At 39.1% G+C, this 20,883-nt stretch carries 23 protein-coding genes, 1 other RNA gene and 1 pseudogene; 4 read left to right on the top strand and 21 right to left on the bottom strand.

Going from position 1 to position 20,883, the window contains the following annotated elements:
- Positions 1-130: 130 nt before the first annotated feature.
- Together L1076_RS26415 and L1076_RS26410 are read right to left on the bottom strand one after the other, a co-directional pair.
- Positions 131-667, bottom strand: a complete 537-nt coding sequence (locus tag L1076_RS26415; RefSeq protein WP_158156605.1) for a hypothetical protein — start codon at positions 665-667, stop codon at positions 131-133.
- 176 nt (positions 668-843) lie between these two features.
- Entirely contained in the window at positions 844-1,401 is a 558-nt protein-coding gene (locus tag L1076_RS26410; RefSeq protein ID WP_050937202.1) for a hypothetical protein, read from the bottom strand.
- A 196-nt stretch (positions 1,402-1,597) separates the two neighbouring features.
- On the opposite strand from L1076_RS26410, the gene L1076_RS26400 reads away from it, so the two are divergent.
- Both L1076_RS26400 and L1076_RS26395 read left to right on the top strand, forming a co-directional pair.
- Complete coding sequence (locus L1076_RS26400; protein WP_005398409.1) at positions 1,598-1,882, top strand: type II toxin-antitoxin system RelB/DinJ family antitoxin; 285 nt, start codon at positions 1,598-1,600, stop codon at positions 1,880-1,882.
- Positions 1,879-2,157, top strand: a complete 279-nt coding sequence (locus tag L1076_RS26395) for a type II toxin-antitoxin system mRNA interferase toxin, RelE/StbE family (RefSeq protein WP_069523642.1) — start codon at positions 1,879-1,881, stop codon at positions 2,155-2,157. The genes L1076_RS26400 and L1076_RS26395 overlap by 4 nt, the downstream gene beginning before the upstream one ends.
- A 135-nt stretch (positions 2,158-2,292) precedes the next feature.
- Here L1076_RS26395 and L1076_RS26390 read toward each other — a convergent pair whose 3' ends face one another.
- The 4 genes and pseudogenes from L1076_RS26390 to L1076_RS26370 form a co-directional block, all read right to left on the bottom strand.
- Positions 2,293-2,970: a hypothetical protein gene (locus L1076_RS26390; RefSeq protein WP_237304812.1), complete on the bottom strand. Its 678-nt coding sequence runs from the start codon at positions 2,968-2,970 to the stop codon at positions 2,293-2,295.
- 134 nt (positions 2,971-3,104) lie between these two features.
- Positions 3,105-3,854, bottom strand: coding sequence for a hypothetical protein (locus tag L1076_RS26380; protein WP_237304811.1), 750 nt, complete (start codon positions 3,852-3,854; stop codon positions 3,105-3,107).
- Positions 3,855-3,893: 39 nt separating this feature from the next.
- A pseudogene (locus L1076_RS26375) lies at positions 3,894-4,017 on the bottom strand (DUF3265 domain-containing protein).
- Entirely contained in the window at positions 4,001-4,354 is a 354-nt protein-coding gene (locus L1076_RS26370) for a VOC family protein (RefSeq protein WP_237304809.1), read from the bottom strand. The pseudogene L1076_RS26375 and the gene L1076_RS26370 overlap by 17 nt, the downstream one beginning before the upstream one ends.
- 239 nt (positions 4,355-4,593) lie before the next feature.
- Here L1076_RS26370 and L1076_RS26360 point away from each other — a divergent pair, with 239 nt between their 5' ends.
- Positions 4,594-5,088 (top strand): hypothetical protein, encoded by a 495-nt coding sequence (locus tag L1076_RS26360; protein WP_025607779.1) that lies wholly within the window; start codon positions 4,594-4,596, stop codon positions 5,086-5,088.
- Between the two features lie 147 nt (positions 5,089-5,235).
- On the opposite strand, the gene L1076_RS26350 is transcribed toward L1076_RS26360, so the two are convergent.
- From L1076_RS26350 to L1076_RS26315, 7 genes are all read right to left on the bottom strand, one after another.
- Entirely contained in the window at positions 5,236-6,039 is an 804-nt protein-coding gene (locus L1076_RS26350; protein ID WP_237304805.1) for a hypothetical protein, read from the bottom strand.
- On the bottom strand, positions 6,039-6,296 hold the full coding sequence (locus tag L1076_RS26345; protein ID WP_237304803.1) for a hypothetical protein: 258 nt from the start codon (positions 6,294-6,296) through the stop codon (positions 6,039-6,041). Before L1076_RS26345 ends, L1076_RS26350 begins: the two co-directional genes overlap by 1 nt.
- A 460-nt stretch (positions 6,297-6,756) precedes the next feature.
- Positions 6,757-6,817, bottom strand: an RNA gene (locus L1076_RS26340) — hammerhead ribozyme type II.
- A gap of 178 nt (positions 6,818-6,995) precedes the next feature.
- Positions 6,996-7,619 carry a hypothetical protein gene (locus L1076_RS26335; RefSeq protein WP_237304801.1) on the bottom strand — a complete coding sequence of 208 codons (624 nt, stop codon included), beginning with the start codon at positions 7,617-7,619 and terminating at the stop codon, positions 6,996-6,998.
- 728 nt (positions 7,620-8,347) lie between these two features.
- Positions 8,348-9,955 (bottom strand): AAA family ATPase, encoded by a 1,608-nt coding sequence (locus L1076_RS26330; protein WP_237304799.1) that lies wholly within the window; start codon positions 9,953-9,955, stop codon positions 8,348-8,350.
- Positions 9,956-10,112: 157 nt separating this feature from the next.
- Positions 10,113-10,823 (bottom strand): SEC-C domain-containing protein, encoded by a 711-nt coding sequence (locus L1076_RS26325; protein ID WP_237304797.1) that lies wholly within the window; start codon positions 10,821-10,823, stop codon positions 10,113-10,115.
- Positions 10,824-10,974: 151 nt separating this feature from the next.
- Positions 10,975-12,072 carry a hypothetical protein gene (locus tag L1076_RS26315; RefSeq protein ID WP_237304795.1) on the bottom strand — a complete coding sequence of 366 codons (1,098 nt, stop codon included), beginning with the start codon at positions 12,070-12,072 and terminating at the stop codon, positions 10,975-10,977.
- A gap of 815 nt (positions 12,073-12,887) precedes the next feature.
- Here L1076_RS26315 and L1076_RS26300 point away from each other — a divergent pair.
- The gene (locus tag L1076_RS26300; protein WP_237304793.1) at positions 12,888-13,190 is read left to right on the top strand and encodes a hypothetical protein; all 303 of its coding nucleotides are present in this window, start codon (positions 12,888-12,890) and stop codon (positions 13,188-13,190) included.
- Between the two features lie 217 nt (positions 13,191-13,407).
- On the opposite strand, the gene L1076_RS26295 is transcribed toward L1076_RS26300, so the two are convergent.
- The 8 genes from L1076_RS26295 to L1076_RS26240 form a co-directional block, all read right to left on the bottom strand.
- Positions 13,408-13,998, bottom strand: coding sequence for a hypothetical protein (locus L1076_RS26295; protein ID WP_237304791.1), 591 nt, complete (start codon positions 13,996-13,998; stop codon positions 13,408-13,410).
- A gap of 142 nt (positions 13,999-14,140) precedes the next feature.
- Positions 14,141-15,157: a DUF4365 domain-containing protein gene (locus tag L1076_RS26290; RefSeq protein ID WP_237304789.1), complete on the bottom strand. Its 1,017-nt coding sequence runs from the start codon at positions 15,155-15,157 to the stop codon at positions 14,141-14,143.
- 147 nt (positions 15,158-15,304) lie between these two features.
- Positions 15,305-15,700 carry a hypothetical protein gene (locus tag L1076_RS26285; protein ID WP_237304788.1) on the bottom strand — a complete coding sequence of 132 codons (396 nt, stop codon included), beginning with the start codon at positions 15,698-15,700 and terminating at the stop codon, positions 15,305-15,307.
- Between the two features lie 164 nt (positions 15,701-15,864).
- Positions 15,865-16,524 (bottom strand): SPFH domain-containing protein, encoded by a 660-nt coding sequence (locus tag L1076_RS26275; protein ID WP_104027850.1) that lies wholly within the window; start codon positions 16,522-16,524, stop codon positions 15,865-15,867.
- Between the two features lie 135 nt (positions 16,525-16,659).
- The gene (locus tag L1076_RS26265) at positions 16,660-17,379 is read right to left on the bottom strand and encodes an FRG domain-containing protein (protein WP_237304784.1); all 720 of its coding nucleotides are present in this window, start codon (positions 17,377-17,379) and stop codon (positions 16,660-16,662) included.
- 142 nt (positions 17,380-17,521) lie between these two features.
- Positions 17,522-18,010, bottom strand: a complete 489-nt coding sequence (locus L1076_RS26260) for a hypothetical protein (protein ID WP_237304782.1) — start codon at positions 18,008-18,010, stop codon at positions 17,522-17,524.
- Positions 18,011-18,698: 688 nt separating this feature from the next.
- The gene (locus L1076_RS26250) at positions 18,699-19,391 is read right to left on the bottom strand and encodes an HNH endonuclease (protein ID WP_237304779.1); all 693 of its coding nucleotides are present in this window, start codon (positions 19,389-19,391) and stop codon (positions 18,699-18,701) included.
- A 293-nt stretch (positions 19,392-19,684) separates the two neighbouring features.
- Entirely contained in the window at positions 19,685-20,851 is a 1,167-nt protein-coding gene (locus tag L1076_RS26240; RefSeq protein ID WP_237304777.1) for a hypothetical protein, read from the bottom strand.
- Positions 20,852-20,883: the final 32 nt, after the last annotated feature.

Below are 20,883 nucleotides of genomic sequence, written 5' to 3'. Positions count from 1 at the left end.
TGCCGCCGCATACCACCTTAAACACTAAAATCAACGCATAGTGAAAATGCCACGCGTTGCGAATCCCTCTTGAACAGTTTGTTATTTATTTTGGTTGCACAAATTTATTAGCAAACTTTATATATAGAATTTAATAATACTTTTTTAGAAACCTAAAGATTAGAGAAAGTAAAATAAATGCAATAAGGCTTAAGTAAGCTCTCCATTTAACCTGCTCGGCATTAGATTTATTTACCATATTAAGACCATCAGAACTAGAAAGAAGAACTTCATCTCCAGCCTTAACGTAAACAGTATAATAAATATTATCTAAATGCGTTTTAACTAGCCCAACACTAAGGTTTCCTGTATCTTTGCGCGAACCATATCCTAAGGAATAGTTATTATTTATTAAATTAAAGTCATACCCTTGAACTTTAATATCGTACTTGTGTTTTTTATCAAAAATAATTTCATAAGATAGTCCACGACCAGCAGTACCATGCTTACCTGTTACCTCAGCTTTATGGTATAACACATCGTTATCAGTGTATGGCCCCTCAATAACTCTATTTTCTACAACACATATCGACATAATAAAAATGGCTATGAGAACTCCAGGCGCATAATATGAACCACAAATTCTCCTAACAATACGAATCATGCTTTTACTCGTTTCTAGTTGCATTGACAGTAGCTCCGACGTTAATTAGTCAGTTGTCACTAAACCAATGATTAAAATACATAACGCCGCGTTAAGTGGTGAGCAACGCAGACCACCACACCTAAACCATTGTGACGTAAACACTAAAGCTGAATCAAACCGAAAATGCCGAGCGTTGGGAATCCGTCTTAAACGCTTTGTTAAGCTTCAGGCTGAGGGGTCCACATAAATACATTTTCATGCACAAAAGACTTTAGTATACCAAGTGACTTTAGTGCATCCGACTTAGCAAGGTCTTCAGCAGATTCAAATCGACCATCGATCATTTTCTTAGCCAATGAACCATTTTTTAACCCCGCTTTCGCATGAACATAAGGGTTGCGGATTTTCCGCAACACTTCCAATTGTTCAAAAAGAGCTTCACTTATAATTTCAGCTCCCTTTGCAGATTCAAGGATTTTCTTAAACGACGATTCCGCTATTGCATTCTGTCCTCTCATGATGAACTCACCGGACAATGAGTGCTCAATAAAAGCTTGGCACAACAGTACAACTGCCATGTAATTACCGTTAACGTAACTATTAGCCAATTCATGAAAAGCTAGGCTAGACTGTAAACCACCAGTAAAAAGCATATCTCCCTGTGGCGAAAATAATTCATTTAGCTCTACAAATCTAACAATACGCTCTGGTCTAGTTTGCTCTTCATCTTCGACAAAGCCAGCGATACCCTGTCGTTTTATTTCTTCGTAGTCCATATTGTCCTCATTGAAGCTTAACGCCCAATTAAGGTGTGAGGCACGCAATACGATGCTCCCGCATACCACCTTAATCACTAAAACCAACGCATAGTAAAAATGCCACGCGTGCCGAATCACTCTTAAATTGCTTGTTAGTTGCCCATCTCAAAGCCTAGTGCTAACATTTGTACACACACCAACAAAGGAATACATCATGGACACTAGAATTCAATTTCGTGTTGATGAAGAAACAAAACGCCTAGCTCAACAAATGGCTGAGAGCCAAGGTCGAACTTTAAGTGATGCTTGCCGTGAACTTACTGAGCAACTCGCTGAACAACAAAGAAAAACATTATCTCACGATGCATGGCTAACTGAACAAGTAAACCTAGCATTTGAGAAGTTTGACTCAGGAAAATCCGTTTTCGTTGAGCACCAAACTGCAAAATCTCGAATGGAAGAGCGCAAAGCCAGAATCCGTAATCGAGGTAAGCAATGATTTTATGGGAAGAAGAGTCACTTAATGATCGTGAAAAGATCTTCGAGTTTCTCTATGACTTTAACCCTGATGCGGCAGAAAAAACTGACAACCTCATTGAAGCAAAAGTAGAAAACTTGCTTGAACAACCTTTAATGGGTGTACAACGAGATGGTATCCGCGGACGATTGCTCATTATTCCTGAGATTTCGATGATTGTGTCTTACTGGCTCGAGGGCGATATCATCCGAGTTATGCGTGTACTCCACCAGAAACAAAAATTCCCTACGGATTGATTGCTTCCTCTGGGGAACTAACGCCCAATTAAGGTGTGAAGCACGCGACCACGACACTCAATTTGACCACCGTAAACACTGAACGTAACCCAAACCCCAAATGCCAAGCGTGCTGAATCACTCTTAAATTGTTTGTTATATCTTTTTAGTAATAGCCAACTCAACTAACTTAATGCTTCTCTCTAGCCTAGATATAAGAAACATCATCCCAACGCCAAAGATGTGAAGAAAAGGTATTGCCAACGCGATCCCAGCAACCCAAGGAGGACTCTGCTCGCTTGGTAACTTTGTAAACATCACGACTAAAGCTAATATTCCCGGTAGCAAACCTACTTTTTCTATGCTTCCATTTATAAGGGAAATACGTCTAGAAAAGGCTTCTTTTTCAGATACTAACTGCAACAGTAAATAGCGCAACTCTTCTAACGAGTAACTAAGTAGCTTTCGATAATGTGCCATATCAGTAGATGCATTACTTTCGGCGTTAGACACAATCAAAGCAAAAGGCTCTGTCCATAGTCTTTTCAGAATATCTCGGTGTGTAAATACGTCCCAGAGCATGCTGAGAATTATTGATATATAACATATAGATAAGCTAAACAAGCCGAACCAAAACCATGTGCTTTCTAGCTGAAACTTATATGCTACAAAGAACGTTATAAGCGATATAAGTAGCGGAATTCCGAAGCCGAAGAGCCAAATATAACGTTGAACCTTGCTTTTATTTGATGATAAGACTGCTCGCTGATTAACCTCATCGTTACTAACGCTTCTAACGATATCGAACAATTCTTTTGTTCTAATTTTCCCCATAACCCACCTAAAAGATATAACGCCCAATTAAGGTGTGAAGCACGCGACCACGACACTCAATTTGACAACCGTAAACACTAAACTTAACCCAAACCAAAAATGCCAAGCGTGCTGAATCACTCTTAAATTGTTTGTTAGGCTTTGTTCGTAAAGATCACGATAACACCAATAAAGTGATGTTTAGAATCTGTGTCGACATAGTACCCATCTATATCATCTATTATTCGACCTTCTACATCTTTGCTAAGTGTGAAAGTTTGGATATCGGTGTCAATACCAGCTAAATTTCCGACTTCAGACAACCAGTTACTATAGTCATCTTTAATTTTTTTCACTTGTTTATCTAGTTGTGCTGAATCATTTGTAGGGGCTACAGTGTGGACAGCAGAGAATAAACCCACTTCAACAAAAGACTTACCTGTTGGTCCGGATAAAGTTAAAAATTCTAAGTTTCGCTTTAAGTCTTTTATTACTAACTTTCTAGCGGGATTAAAGCTTTTAAGCTCGATAATACAAAAGGGAGTATTTCCATTGCACTTATATGGCATTACATCTGTATAAACAGCAATATCTACACGACCTTCGCGCTCCATAAAAGGAGAACCTTTTCGGATAATAGATGATCCTCTAACCATTGGATTGCCCCGTTTGATTAAAGGAAGGCAATCTTTAGCAACTTTCTTAACGCTAGCTTCAATATATATTTGATAAGGATCTGCGTCAGGTCCATTTAATCTGCCGATCTCCTTAGCTACATTAACCGTAAATAAGTATTCAGCCCCGAATCTTGCTGCAGGGTCATCAGTGAAATTTAGAGTGTCAGCATATGCTTGATTCATTCCGGACTTAACTTTGCTTACTATGTCGCCAATTCTTTTTTTCACAATCTACCTACTAAAATCAGATTTAAGCCTAACGCCTTGTTAAGGGGTGAGCAACGCAATACCGATGCCGCCGCATGCCACCTTAAACACTAAAACCAACGCATAGTAAAAATGCCACGCGTTGCGAATCCCTCTTGAACAATTTGTTATGTGGTTTTCCCACGTAGTCCTATTAAGTTTCCAAATGGATCCTCAACTTGGCACATTGAAAGACCATCTTCAATTTCCATTGGTCCGCGATAAAGGCGCGCACCTAGTTTTTGAAAATGAGCCAGTGCAACACATAAGTCATCTACTGACCAGTAAACAACTGTGCCACTTTTACCAGCACCAACCTTTTTATCTGCTTGGACTATTTCTAGTGAGAAACCATTTATATCAAGCGCTGTGAAGTCAAAGTCAGGATGGTAAATCGGAACGGCTTCTGGAAAAGCTTTCTTGTACCATTCAAGCCCTTTCGCTATATCTGGGACATGAACAAGAACCGCTGATGGATTCATAATTTTTCTCCAACCACATAACGCCCTGTTAAGGTGTGAGCAACGCAATACAAAAGCCACCGCATACCACCTTAAACACCAAAACCAACGCATAGTGAAAATGCCACGCGTTGCGAATCACTCTTAAACAGTTTGTTAGCTGATAAGCCACACCTGTCGTGAGGATAAAACTTTTTCAATATATAATCCCACTCAAAAGCAGTATCTTACGCGCCCTTTAAAACAAACCATACTAAATTATGAGCATAAAAAACTTCCTTGTTGGCGCAACAATTCTACTTTCTCTTGGCGGCTGTGCTACAGCATATCAAAACCAAGGTTTCACTGGCGGCTACTCAGAAACACAACTCGACGAAAACGTTTTTGTAGTAAGTTTTGAAGGAAATGGCTACACGAGCAAGAAGAGAGCAGCAGCTTTCACTATGCTACGTTCAGCAGAGCTTACTGTAAGTAATGGTTATGAGTTTTTTACCATTATTGATAGTGATAGCTACACAACAAATAGTACCTATACAACTCCAACAACAAGTCATACAACCGCAAACGTATCAAGTTTTGGTAACTTTGCAACTGGTACTGCTACGACTACGTTTAGTGGTGGTCAAACATACGCAATTTCCAAACCTAGCAATACAAACACAATTGTGATGTTTAAAGAACGACCTGCGAATGTATTTACATATAACGCAAAATTCATTGTGAAGTCGTTAAAAGCTGAGTACGGAATCGAATAACGGATTACTCTAGCATGGACGCTTGTCAGCTAACGCCCTGTTAAGGTGTGAGCGACGCAATACCAATGCCGCCGCATAACACCCTAAACACTAAACACAACGCATAGTGAAAATGCCACGCGTTGCGAATCACTCTTAAACAGTTTGTTAGCTATGTTGCTCAATTACTGGCGGGATTGAATTTGCTTCTGGCGTACCAATTTTAGGTGGATTTACCAACCAAATAAGAACAAATATAGCGATAGCTCCTCCAGCATAAATAGCAAAATACGCTTTACTACTACGGGTTCCAATTTTCAAATTCATAAATCCAGGTACTAATGAAGCTATTGATGCTAAAGCTAGAGCTAAAAGCCCACGGAAAATAAACTCTTGGAATTCGGTCGGATTTGGAAGTAGAAGTGCGATAGTTACAATGGCAATAAGGGATATACACCCTATAACAATACTCGTAATAATTTGCCATTTAGGCTGCTTTTCTTCGTTTGACGCTGCTTTCACATAAAACCCCTGCACTGGTAAAGAGTTGGACTCAAATAATTCTTTTAAGCTAGCTACTTGTTGTTTGGGCAAGTACTCTGCAGCCATTCTCTGCATGTTAGAAAACGCATTTATTGATGGTTTAGACTGGGGACCTAATACTGACTCCCAACTATTTATAAATTGAGCGTGAAGAACATAAGACTTCAAAACCTCTGCGCAATCTTCTGCAAACCCAGTAACCCATTTACCATTCGCATGAGCTCCAAGTAAACCAGACTCACCGACAAAGCTTTCAACATAGTTGAAGTAATCATTGCCAAGTTGTTGACTCTTTAATAACGCCTCGAGACTTGGCTGTATGTTACTTTGCTGGTAACTAATAACCAAAGGAGTAACGTGCTGAACGTAAATTGATTTTAAGCGGGCGATTTCTCGCCCCGCTGTGATGACTGCTTGTTCATTTGTCATCAATTATCGGCATCCTTTTTTGTAGCTAATGACAATAGTGTATTAAGGTCAGAGTTATCAACACTATCCAAAAGCATCATCTCGGTTGAGCCGCAATGCTTAACTACAATGTGCTGACAATCACTTCGACTTAATCTCTTACCGTTAGCAATTGCTTCTTCAATTTCCTTTTGGATCGCTTTCAATTGCAACGGTGTTGGATTCCAATTAATCAAATTGCAATGTTCGCGAAGGAATTTTTCTAAGTTCTTATTCATTATTTTATCCGTAGTGTTTAAAGGGATATTATACAACAATGTTCATTTCAATGGATAGTAGCTAACGCCCAATTAAGGTGTGAAGCACGCGACCACGACACTTAACTAGACCACCGTAAACACTAAATTCACCCCAAACCAAAAATGCCATGCGTGCTGAATCACTCTTAAATTGTTTGTTATATTTCAGTGCGCTATAGGTGATTTGGGCTATGCGCACCTACTAATTTGCTCTTTTCACCGGAGTTTCACCAGATCATCAGTAAGTTAAACTTAAAAGAGCGGTGGTTCTCCCAAAACATGGCAACACATTTTGAAAGTTGCTTAAATTTACTACTAATTTTGTTGATAATTTTCATACCCATAAGCTCTCCCTCCTTAGTCTGACTAGTTAAAAACCCCACAATTTCCGCTAAGAGAAACTGCACCACAAAAACAGGTGGATTTGACGCAAAGTAAATCGAGGCTGCCATCATCAGTCTCAGGAGACCACCACTGAGAGACGTATTCACGTTTCGGCTTTCGACTTGAGTTTTAACATTATAACGTACTGAACTAAAAAGAAATATAACGCCCAATTAAGGTGTGAGTAACGCTACCACGAAACTCAACCATACCACCGTAAACACCGCACTCAAATTTAGAACCAAAAATGCCAAGCGTTAGGAATCACTCTTAAATTGTTTGTTAGCTGAATGCTTAAAGGTAAGGCAAACCCTCACACATAATGTTCACTGGGATTATAGACTTTGGTATTGACTTAAAGTCGTCTGGATTTTCATTGATCATTTTCTGAAGCTTTTCTGCATGTGACGTGTTTTTAACAAATACAGCTAATACCTTTTTAGGGAGCTTCATTTTCCCTTTGCAACGCCACTCACGCTCATGCATCCAACTTATCCAATTATCACCATTTTTCTCAAAGCGGACTACCCGCCATAACTCTTGATTTGGGATTCCTAGGGCTTCAACTTCTTCATTAGATAAATACAGAACAGGTCTACATCCTTTACTATAAGCTCGCTTCTTCGTGGTGATTACACCAAAAGGTTCGTATCTAGGATTATCAGGGTCACTGTTGTCTGCATTGATAATATATTTCAGTGAAGACATTGGAACATCCATAAAACATGCAGCTTTATTTGCACCTTTAATAAAACCCTTACTACTCGTAGAACCCCAAACTTCACCAGTTTTTAAAATATTAACTAAATTATCGAAAGCTGAATATTTATCATCTTTGATCGTATTCTTAGTAAGATGGATCAAAAACGGAGATAAATCAGGTCTCACATCAAAAGGTAATTCTTCAAATTTTGCCATTTTTTCCTCTTATTCAGCTAACGCCCAATTAACGTGTGAGCAGCTCAGACACTGAACTTGAACACTGCGCCGTACACACTAAATTCAACCCGAAGTGAGAGCGCCAAGCGTTGCGAATCACTGTTGAATTGTTTGTTATGTTTTACCACAAATATATGATTTACTTGAGAAAGAACTGCTATTTCCAACTAGTTTTCTGAAGCAAGCCACAAGGCAGAACCCAACTTGACCGACAAAGGCGACCAACCTAAAGCTAGTAATTCCACTTCCCTGCCCAATGAGGCACCCCGACTACGCTTCAACAAACGCCCTGTCTTTCCAACCAAAGCGCAAGACAATGCTGAATTGCCGAGGCAACTGCCAAACTGAAATGCTGATTGGCTAAGCACCTAAAAGCGACTTTGAGCCAGTTAAACCAAAAGCCGACCGACACGACCTGACAATGAAGCAACCCACGAACATTGGCATGTTTTACGGGCTGATTGGTTCAAAAACTTAGACCGACAATACTGATTTGCTGAGTCTACTAGGGACGAATTGCCAGAGGGAGAAAGAACTAGAGCCTAAGACCTTTAAGCCTTTGAATTTCAAGTAAACATAACGCCGCATTAAGGTGTGAGCAACGCTACCACGAAACTCAACTAGACCACCGTAAACACAAAACCCAACGATGGAATGAAAAATGCCAAGCGTTGGGAATCACTCTTAAATGCTTTGTTATGTGATTTTTAATTTACGTCCAAGTCTGGTAATACTTCACCGATTGCAGTTTTAATTGAGCTGCTGCTTTGCTTACTTAATGCTCTGATCAACCATTGCTCAAAGTCAGAAAGTCTGCAACCTTTCAGATAACTTGCAGCTATGGCTAGCAACCCTTTGTTATCAAAGTGTTTTAAGAAAACAGTCAAATCTTGGTCTGATATTGCGCTTTCAATAGTTGTCTTTTTGTAATCCGCAATTGCTGCAACATTCAATGTAGAAACTTTCTCTCGCAACACGTGATCTAACGAATCTACAGATGATACTTCACTTAAATCGATTTTTTTCAAAGTCCGATCTATACGTCTTTTACAATACCTAATGACAACATCAGTGATATGCTTTTCTTTTGCACTGGTAAATACTGCATCACGGTATGTATTAAACTTTTCAGTTAACTCGATCCCTGAATACCCCTCCGACTGTAAGATTGCTTTGCTGACAGCGGGCAAAAGGAACAAGTTTTCAATTTCTGAAACAGGAATTACTTGTATACCAAGGCTATTTAGATAAGTTACATCGTCATCACTATAATCATCAGCATCAACAAGACCAGAACAACGAATACGAGTTAGCGTCTCATTCTGTCTCATCGTGACTACTGAATGTATAACTTGTTCACATGAGCCACGAGGAATAATAGTCCAGTCAGGGTAACAACTACGATAAGTAGCAAAATCTAAACTTTTACTATTTCCTTCAACAAACAATATTGGCTTACGACTACCAAGAATGAGTGTAACTAAATTTTCATCAAATCCAGTGTCTTCTGGAATTTGCTCAATGCTCCAGTTAGGAGATGGATCATATGCACTAATCACATACTTGTCTGCAACTCTACTTGAGGCGAACTCTAGATCATGAGTTATAAATACAAATGCACAATCAGGACGTAATGCCTCTAGTTCATCCCACAATTTAGACATTATAGACTTATGTATGTGAAGCTCGGGCTCATCAAAAATTAGAATAGAGCTCGCTTCTGCTACTAATACTTGGCCTAATATATAAAAAACAGCCCTTTCGCCATCGCTCATATCAGTTGCCGAGTACCTCATATCTGAGCCCGTTATCGAAACTTGAATATCATCACCAGAAATGTGTAATTCTCTATGAGGTAGCAACTTTTGCCATGTATGTGTCAGAACTTCGAATTTCGTAGCGACCGCATCACTATAATCTCCAGCCCTGACTTTTTTGTGAGTCGATAATGATGTGTTTGTTTGTTCAGCAAACAAAGTCTGCAATAAGAAGTCAAAGTCATTAAGTAGGCTTACGGGTGCATTATCTTTCCAGCGTTGACCTTGTCGGTGATTTAACGTGGCCTTAAGGCTATTAAACCCTGTTTTCAATGCTATTCTTGCTTGTTTCTCACTAATTTTGCTAACACTAGGATTTAATGTCAGGGCTCTATGTGCAGCTATTCGATGAGCTTTCTCGCCCATTGACTCTTCAATAAATGCAGCTAACCTCGTTTTACCTGCACCGTTAGCACCAACGATGATAACCGAATTACCTCCATCAACTGAGATATTCTGAATACTTCCTGTACTTGGAATTTTTATATTGAATGCCATTCTACTTCTCTGATATTTTCACTGAACCACTAATCACATAACGCCGCATTAAGGTGTGAGCAACGCTACCACGAAACTTAACCTCACCACCGTAAACACTGAACTCAACGATGGAATGAAAAATGCCATGCGTTGGGAATCACTCTTAAATGCTTTGTTATGTGAGTTTACCGCAACAGTATTTATACTTATCACCACTACCACATGGACAAAGTGTATTTCTCGAAGGTTCAATCGATTCGTTTGCATGTGAGTCACCTTTGACGTTCACATCAGGTAACAGTACGTCGGAAGTAGAATGAAGCGCATTAATTTTAATCAAATACTCTTCACCCAAAACGAAAGGAATGTAGAACAAGTCTGAATTGATTTTTTCTATATCTGTAATATACGGATTTCCATCTATTTCCTTTGCCAAAAACTTTTCTTTTTCATTAAAAATGATTATTGAAGGATCAACTAATAAATAGTTATCTAGCACAAGCCAAGTATGCAATCCCATTCCTGGTGATGATGCCCCTAATTGGGAAAAAATATATTTCTCTGATACGTTATACATTGGTTCGCCATGAAAAACATAGTCACCAGTAACTAATATCGACTTTATACCGTTCTTCTTTAATTCACCTTGTAATTCATAGGATAACCTTGTGCAATCTAGCCTTGTAATCTCACGACTAACGCCATCTTGATCTCTTTTTTTAATTATTTTAGTAAAGATATCGTCAATTAAAGAAATTGTTCCTCGAATCTTTTCTAAAGGTACATCTTTGAACTCAAACTCTGATCCAAACGATGGATTTAAATTTAAACCAAGAGTTCTCAAAAGTGACTCGTCCCATAGTCTCCAATATTCTTCTGTATTCATTATATTTTCCTTAACTCTGACTCCACCAACTCACATAACGCCCTGTTAAGGTGTGAGCAACACAATACAAAGCCGCCGCATACCACCTTAAACACTAAAACCAACGCATAGTGAAAATGCCACGCGTTGCGAATCACTCTTAAACAGTTTGTTATGCATTTTTTGTGAAATGCTGCTCGATATCGTACCCGACAGCAGTTCCTCTTTGCTCAAACATTTCGATAAACTTTTTGATTTCTTGTTTACCATTAGACCCAAAAATTAAGCTATTCAAAGTAGCACGGACGCCGAATTGGTTTTTAAGGGTATTTATCGGATTAGCCTGCGTAACCATTTTAAAAATTCCCAGGCCTGCTTCCATAGTTACAGGTTTTTGAGCAGAGCCTAGCCCTATTTTAGAATTCACATACTCAGAAATAGAATCTAATTGTCTACGATAGTTCGTAATATCCTGTAAATTGTCCTCAGATAGTGCTTTCTGGAACAACTTTAACCACTCTCTTAATTTTGCAAAATCTTGTCTCATCTGTAGTGCGACATCAATAAGTTGACTAGGAGATGAAGCATCCTGAATGACTCTAATAGGAATAGCAGGCATATTTACAAATAGTGAATACAATGAATCTGTTCCATATGCTTTTTTTGACACTTTCAACTGTTCATCGTTTAAAAATGAGGTAAGTTGATGCAGAGCGTCATTCGCAGGCAACATAAACCCTGAGTTGACAAAAAACCTCTTTCTGAGGGGGTGTGGAGTATAGCTTTTTTCATAAACAAAGCTTCTAGCGCACATTCCTGCACCACCCCACATTGTCTGTGATAAAAGCGGATGCTGAGCCCTTTGGGTTTCTCTCCAGCTCGATACATTTTCTCTATGAGCTAGCTTCAAAGACTCCGTTGAGCTCATGTGCTCAATAATACGGTTTCTTGGTTCAACTAGTTTATGAGGCTCGTCTAAAAAGGGATAACTCCGAACAACACCTAAATTTTTGGCAGCTAATATCGGACTGCTTGTTTGCATCCATGCATGCTCAAATTTAGCCTCAACTAATATCTCGTCTCTCAAAACTAAGTCAGTTAGAAAGTCAAACAAAGCTTCTGTTTGAATTGATGCATAACTAACTTCTTTATAGCTATGCTCACCATTTGAGATGACAATCTCATCTGCAAATGACTTCTCCATACCATATACAAACAAACTAGAAATGTCTTGAAGGGACCAATTATCTGAAATAATACCTTGTGCCACTCTTATTACCTCTCTGAGGGATAAATTTGAGAAAATGCATAACGCCTTGCTAAGGTGTGAGTAACGCAATACAAAAGCTACCGCACAACGCCTTAATCACCATAAGCCACCGCAAAGTAAAGATGCCACGCGTTACGAATCACTCTTAAGCAATTTGTTAGTACATGCGCTACTTCTATTTATGCGCTCCAAGATATTGAAAAGTGGCATGATATGAAAGGCTTTGAACACTGAAGTGAGACGGGCAGCTACAAAACTTAAACTCGGTTAAGAGACAAAAGTTGGCTAGAAGAAAAACGCACTGAACTCCCCTACTTTTACTTGCTTCAAATTAGAAAAGGATTCGATCCTCGCACTTGGAGGGCAACACCAAAGAAAGGCAATTCTGACTTAGTAAAAACCGCGAAAGGGAAGAAGCGCCAAAGAAATAGGCTAAGAGCTAGAAACCGTAAACGGTGAAATCAAAGCAAACACTCCGCATATAATGCCACCGGAAAGAACGTGAAAGGTACAAACTGAAAGGTGTAAAGACGAACGCCAAAACAGATAAACACCAAAACTTATGACCTTTGATGTCAAACCCGTACTAACGCCCTGCTAAGGGGTGAGCAACGCAATACCGAAGCCGCCGCAAACCACCTTAATCACTAAAATCAACGCATAGTAAAAATGCCACGCGTTGTGAATCCCTCTTGAGCAGTTTGTTAGTCGCGAGGCACCGAGCGACAATTTTAAGCCAAACTAAACTTTGCGAACAACAAACTTCATGTGCTTTGATGCACTTAAGTCAGGCGTAGTCTCAAAGCGGCTGTTTAATGAAACCACTTGGAACAACCAACGCCGTAGAAAACGGACTGGCAACACCAACAAGCGCTTTTGGAAAACCAATCTCACAATGCGGACTTTCAACAAAGTTACTGAAACCACGTGGAACTTACCACACCAGAGAAAACGTGATTTCTGCGAATAAATCAGCTTTTGAACCAGCAAACTCACCGAGCGGAGTCGCAACCAAGAACAGACGCTCGATTGTCCTGTTCTGCCAGCACCAAAGAACAAAAAAATCGCTTGGACACTTGCAAAACTTTGGACTTAAAACAGCTGAAACTGATTTTTGAGTATCGATGAAGAGCCTGTATAGCAAACAATCATCAGCAAAATTTTAAGCTTAGAAACATGATTTTGATTGCTAGCTTTTTCTGGCGACTAACGCCCTGTTAAGGTGTGAGCAACGCAATACTGAAGCCACTGCACACCACCTTAATCACTTAAACCAACGCATGGTAAAAATGCCACACGTTGCGAATCACTCTTGAACAGTTTGTTAGAATAAATTTATTTACAGCACTTTTTCCGCTGTTTAGTTGAACCGCAAAAGCACTGATCATTTTTTGAAGTTACTTCTTGCGCTAGTTTTTCAAGCTTTGAATACGCTAGAGCACGTCTAAAGTCGAACTCGTTAGCTACTTGCGCCGTTATTGCTCCAGCACCTGAAAGATGCAAAGCCTCAAATTCTGCCTCAATGTCTAAAACTTGTTGAACAAGCTCATGTTCTTTTATTGCCATATGCTTTATCGGCATACGACCATTTTTGATCAGAACGGAGATTTCAGGGTCTGGTATGAATTTTACTTTTTTTGCATTTAACGCCGATGGCGATACACAGACTAATTTTCCGTTGGGCTTCTGAACAACTACGTGTGCAGTTAGTCTTAGAACAAGATTACCCCAGACTGAAGTTATCCAGCCAAACACCATCGTGCCAGCATTGTTTTCTAAATGCTTTTGAACATTGTTATAGCAATAATTCAATTGAGAGAACGACTCCGGTTGAATTGGCACATCTAAAACGCTTGATAAGCCTAACTTAGCGAGAGCACTTGAAGGAATTATTTTTGGTTCGAACGACTTATATTTAGATATCATCTCTGAAGCTTCCAATTTATTCTAACGCCGCGTTAAGTAGTGAGCAACGCTACCACAAAACTAAACATTGCCACCTTAAACACAAAACCCAACGATTAACACCGAAAATGCCAAGCGTTGGGAATCTGTCTTAAACGCTTTGTTATGAAACACTTACCAGCGTATTCATAGTCTCCCATTTAACTTCAGTTTTAAACTCATTAAAGAGTATTGGAGACAAAATTAAATTATAAGTCACTGAATGGTTTGATATTGGAAGTATGTTTTTTGAACGCATCTTTCCAAACAAAACATCAGACTCTTCGTCATTATAAAAAAGTATAGCTTGTTTACCTTTCGGTATGATCGGTAGTGCCTCAAAATCAAAGTCACTTACATTTGGGACAATATAAATTTCCAGTTCACCACTGGTGTTCTCAAACTCTCCATTGTCTCGGTATACAGAATCAGAAGAGCCATAGCTGATTGTCCAATATATTGGCGTTTCCAAAGAGTCTAGCAAAATTCCGTTTTTACATTCACCAGTCGAAAAAGATGACACACTCGACTCAATAAAATTATGGCTCGTTAATAAGCGTGAAATCAGATTCGTATATGTATTTGGATCCAACCTAGCAATTGAACTTCTCAAAGGATCAAGGTTTATAGCGAGAACTCTACCCTTGTAAGTAGCTTCTGCTCTAACTGATGGGACAAGACATCGCTGACTCTCAAAGAAACTATCATTGAGAAGAGCACTCTTCTCAATTTTGATGTCAGTTTGAGTTTTACCAGCGTCATAGAAACATTGAATCTGCTCTGAATCAATATAGTAAAACTTATTATCTTTTTGACTATACACTGTCAGATATACGGGTTCACCGAAGTTGCCCCAATACTTAATGTGCGTCATTTTTATATTTCTTGCCGTAATGTATGAATCAGTATCATAACGATCTGATGTTTGCTTACCAGCAGCGATCCCTTTGAATTGAAACCATACTTTTCTACTGCCAATGCTTTTTCGAGTGTCATCAGAATAGAGAATTAAGCCAGTATCGATTCCGATGAAGTCCTTTGTAATAGCCAGTTCAAGCCCAAATTTTTTCTTAAAATTAGTATTGAACTCATCGAGGTAATCTTCTTCGAAAAGCACAGTATCTGACATTGGTAAATTCATATAATCAAAGTTCTCCTGTGTTTCATAACGCCCTGTTAAGGGGTGAGCAACGCAATACTGAAGCCGCCGCATACCACCTTAATCACTTAAACCAACGCATAGTGAAAATGCCACGCGTTGTGAATCCCTCTTGAACAGTTTGTTAGGCTATTGACTCTCTGAGGTTCTCACGTACGTCCCATTGAAGGTGACATTTAGCCCGCCACAACCGTTGTCTTTGCTAACTACGAGGGTATCTTGATCTAATAAAATTTGGAGAGTACAGCCGTCAACATCATAGCCTATTTGATTACCTTTTAACGTTACAACTCCGTCGATTTCTCCAAAATTTACAAGGCCAGAAGAAGAGTCTCCTACCCAAACTGCTGTCCCTGATAGTTCGTATGTGTTCGAACCCACCTTAGTTAAGTCAATAAAGGCAGTGTCAGTATCCAATTGATCATTGTTATACCGCTCATAATGCCCCTGAAAACCAGGAACGACTGCTGCATATGCAAGCGATGAAATAAGCAACATACTTAGAGCTACGCAAACTGTTTTCAAGCTCAAACTCTCCTCAATAGCCTAACGCCCTGTTAAGGGGTGAGCAACGCAATACTGAAGCTGCCGCATACCACCTTAAACACCAAGACCAACGCATAGTTAAAATGCCACGCGTTGCGAATCCCTCTTGAACAGTTTGTTAACTGTAATTTTCACCACGAGCTTTAATTGCCGTCTGGCATGGGAACCAGATTAGAGTTTTCTGAGTTCATAAAGAAAGTGTTTCCTGAAGGTGCCAGATCGGTGAAATAAGCTTTATGTACTTTTATCCCGTAGTTTACTAACTCGAGAGATATTTCAGTTGTTAGATCAGTATCGATTTGAGTTTGATCGACAATAATATCTTTGTATTCCATTGAGGTTAGAAGCTGGCGGACTTTAGCCAAAGAAATATCCTTGATTAAGTCTTCCACATCCCATGTCTCACCGTAAGCTTTTACAATGTCCGAAACTTCATACGCGATGATAGTACTAACTGCGATCGAGCGATTGTCTTTTGTTACTAACGCCTGATATTGTAAGTTGGTAGTCTGTCGTGCTGTTGGATAAAGTTCGATATCAGAAAGCAACTTATTGAAAATACATATCCCCGGTTTAATTTCAACGACACTGGCCTCTTGATGAGGTAAGAACGGAGGGAACACTGACCAACTAGATAGTTTTGCGAAATCTCGCCAAATTATAGTGTTTGTAAACTTCACACCGCCATGTGTTCTACGAACTACCCTCAAGCCGAACACTTTAGGAGTCAACCATGCAAACGGAATAAACCAGATAACCCAATCTGGAATCTTATCTAATATTAGAGCTAATGCTGATTCCATTTTTCCTCCAATTACAGTTAACGCCCTGTTAAGGTGTGAGCAACGTAATGTAAAAGCTTCCGCATACCACATTAATCACTAAACACAACGCATAGTAAAAATGCCACGCGTTGCGAATCACTCTTAAACAGTTTGTTATGCAAATTTGTCCCGCCAGTTTAGATACTTACATAAGCCTTCTAAATCTGGAAATAGGGTTCTACTATTAATGCCGTAACGGTCTAATGAGACTAAGATATCTTGCTTAGACTTGCTTGAAATCGTGAATTCAGTAATGAACTTTTTAATATCTTTATTCTTCTCAAGAGCAACAAATCTTGAGTTATTTTGGGCATATCTATGCAATGTAAACCACCCATGTTGGGCTATTATTCTTTCATTGTTTAGCCTAGGCTGTAAAACGCTAGTTTTGCCTATGCTAAAGGGGTCTTTAGAGTAAATTTCCTTGTCTAAGAACGCATCAGAGTCGAGAGCATACACGTATGCATCCCCGTCATCAGTAGTATTACAAGCGAACCATAGTGCAACCAATGGATTAGAACTCCAATCTAACAACCTCGTTTTCAGACCAAAGTGCTGGGCTAAAACCAACAAATCTACGTCATTATTACTGTTTTCTTCTAGATAACTGGAACCGATTAACCTTAGGTTAGTTAATTGGCTCTTTTCTAACTCTGTCGTGTCCAGTTTAGGATTATTCCTAGCAACACTAGGCAATAGATTTCCTTTTACACGCTGCCCTCGAAACAAAAAATTTGATTGCGTGTCTGATATATCTAAAAACTCTATCCTCTCGATATAATCGCTAAGACTAAGTATGTAATTATCAGTACGAATAGTTCTCGCTTTTCTCATTGATTTCCTTATTTGCATAACGCCCTGTTAAGGTGTGAGCAACGCAATACCGAAGCTCCCGCATACCACCTTAATCACTTAAACCAACGCATAGTAAAAATGCCACGCGTTGCGAATCACTCTTAAACAGTTTGTTATGCGATTAGACCCACCTAACCTGAGTAACTTCAGGTTCAGCTCTCATTCTGGTCGTACCTAACTCAACGAATAGTGCATATCTATAATGGAGATCCGTTTTATAAGCACGAAGTTTGAGCATATCTTTGCCACTACCAACACTTGATGACGACTTTTTAAACTCAATTACCAGCAAATTATCATTATTACTGCCCCTACGGTGAACAATAATATCCGGATAAACTGTCATTGCATTATCATCGAATACAGTGGTGTCTTCTGTACCAATATACAATTCCTTTGGGTCATGTCCATCTCGATTAAACTCACAATCAACATCATAACGCTCGAATTGTGCTTGCAAATACATACCAATTCGATGAGTAAGAGAACGTTCATTCGCATTAACTTCTAACAAATATCGATCACGGTCTATAAATTGTCTAAGAGAGGCAATTACCTGATCTGCTACTTCTGGTTTTTCTCTAAGTGTCGTTTCAATTTCTTCGTTCATAAATTCTCAATCGCATAACGCCCAATTAAGTTGTGAGCAACGCTACCCCTTACCTAAGCACTGTCCCGTAATCACCAAACCAATTGAAACCGAAAGTGCCGAGCGTTGCGAATCAGCTTGAATTGTTTGTTAGGCAAGATTTCCGTGTGCTCACTAACTAGATTTGATACAGGATACCTTAAACATCATAAGCAACCAATCACCCAAGGACTTTTTGTGATTCAAGAACTACAGAAGTCGCTATGTTATAGCCGAGGTTTCAGCAACCACGAAACGCAGCCTTTCAGCGACAAAGTAGCTTTTGAGCCTGATAGATTTAAAGCTGAGGACTAATCACAAAAACGAAAGCTTCGATTAACTTGCCCTATCCACACTTTAAGCCAGTGAAACTCACCACCAACCCACACTGAGAACCAATGAGGCAACCCACAAATTTTGGCATGTTTTACGATTGGAGAGATTCAAGAACTTGAGCCGACAATGCGAAATTGCCGACTAAGGAAGCCAGATGCCAGAGGGGACAAAGAAAGAATAGAAATGAGAAACTCACCGTACCTTGCCTAACGCCCTGTTAAGGTGTGAGCAACGCAATACTGATGCCGCCGCATACCACCTTAATCACTAAATTCAACGCATAGTGAAAATGCCACGCGTTGCGAATCACTCTTAAACAGATTGTTATAAGCCATTATTTGAATTGCTCACGCAACGTATAAAGATCGATCCGAGGAGCCCGATGAAGCATACGATGACAATTAGAGCAAACCATAGCCAAGTCTTCTAATCTCGTTTTTGCTCCATCGGCTGAGCATAGTTCACTTAAGGGGATTATGTGGTGAGCTTCAATATAGCTATCACCATGAGAACCATAACATTCTCTGAAGTCAAAACCGCATACTTCACATGGTAGGCGCCCATCATTTTTAAGCGCATACTCTTTCTTCGCTTTTTCAACAAGAGCAGAAGAGCGCTCTCTCAAGTAATGTTTCCGTTCAACTCTTCTACCTTCAGGAAATGAATCACTCGATTGATTGCTATCAATACCACCAAGCTGATCCGCTAAAACTCTACAAGCAATCAAACGAAATAGGTCATCCAAAGTATCTTCGAAAGTAACAAGATTACTAGGTAATGACAGGACAAACTCTCCGCCGCCGATCATATTAGAAAACTGTTCTTTCCGTTGTTCATTTAAGCCATCTTTTTTCCTCGGCGAGTACCTCCACACCAAATCTACCCCATCGGTAAAAACGGTCTGTTTATGTATTTCAGCAAGAGGAGCTTGATTTGATTTTTCTGGGTATACGACTAAATAGAAATTATTTTTACTCTGCCAATCAATTATAAATATCCAATATGATTTTGAGCCATCTGATATCAAGAAAGCCCCCAGAGACTCCTTATTGTTCGCAAACGTATGAAAAGACTCGATGTAGCCCGGAGCTATATAATCTTCCAGTTTATACTTACCCTCTAGCTTAGTGCTTAACAGTATTGTGTTAGCTAAATCACTTGCTATTTTCTATCCATATCGTTCTCCAAAATCAAGATGGCTTATAACGCCCTGTTAAGGGGTGAGCAACGCAATACCGATACCACCGCATACCACCTTAATCACTTAGAACAACGCACAGTAAAAATGCCACGCGTTGCGAATCCCTCTTAAACAGTTTGTTATGTACGCTCTTGAATTTTTTCAATATTTTTACGACAAAGCCTCACAACGTCCATTAACTCTAGATCATTTGCACCAAAATAGTCAGCAACAATATCTTTATAAATGGTAAGAGCATTTAAGTAATGACCATTGTTTTCATGCGCTACAGCTTTCAGCATTCTCGCTTTGGCTACGCTTCGGATGACTTCAATTTCATTTGAAGCCTTGTAAACCGAAACAAGGTCATTAATTAGCTTAATTGTTTCTGAATTATTTTCAGAAGTATCAACTGGATACTTGTTCATTATGATGTTGAGCTGAATCTCAGCTTTCTTAGCATCAGACTTGTCGCTTGAATATAAAGAAACTAGCTCTTTTAACTCTTCATTGAATTTTATTGCTGATTCGTTAAGTTGCATCGCTTGATAGCTATTCGCAATGATTTTAACAGCTTCAATTCGAGTCTTAATATCTAAATCTTTTTCCAAAATCAGTTTACTTTTCAAAATAGCTGAAGGAAAGTCACCAGATTTATAATCTAAAATTGCAGACTCTAATTGCTTTGAGTGTTCACTAGTACTTTCATTTGTAAGCTCAACTTCGTTGCTGATACCTGATTCTTTTATTTCCAAAAGTTCTGACACCTTTTTACGGGCAGTAGCTTCACGATCTCTAATACTTTGTAACTTCTCTTCAGCCTCATTGCTAATCTTTTCAATTTTCTCAAGAGCAGTGGTTTTAAGCCATAAATCCATTTTAAGCTGGCTTTCCTCGACCGCATTTTTCAAGCTACCAAAATGCAAATATGTTAAAATAACCAAAAATATAGTTATTAATATTCCCCACACAGCTGAGACTACACCTAGCAATCCAAGTATTGTACTGACACTTTCATCAGTAGAGTCTACTCGTGACATCAAACTTTTCGACATTTCTGAGAACTCACTAAACGAAACAAGGCGTTTATTACTAGTATCTTTTATTGATTGTTCAATACCCGAAGTATCCGTTTGATTTAAAAGACTTACTTCTAACTTTTGGTTTTGTTTTAATCTTTCTACTTCATCAGTTAGTTGCTCAATCTTAGCTTGCAATGACACAAGATTTTTATCGTAATTCACGTCGACTTCAGCATGTGAAGAAAGAGCTGACAATGCTACCAACAAAACCAATAAATACTTCAAAATATCTCCTATTTTATTTCTAACTCAAAGTA

Source organism: Vibrio sp. MMG023, from assembly GCF_021654215.1.
GTDB lineage: Bacteria > Pseudomonadota > Gammaproteobacteria > Enterobacterales > Vibrionaceae > Vibrio > Vibrio jasicida.
Note: the sequence above shows the minus strand (reverse complement) of the source record. Positions and strands in the feature narration are given on the sequence as shown.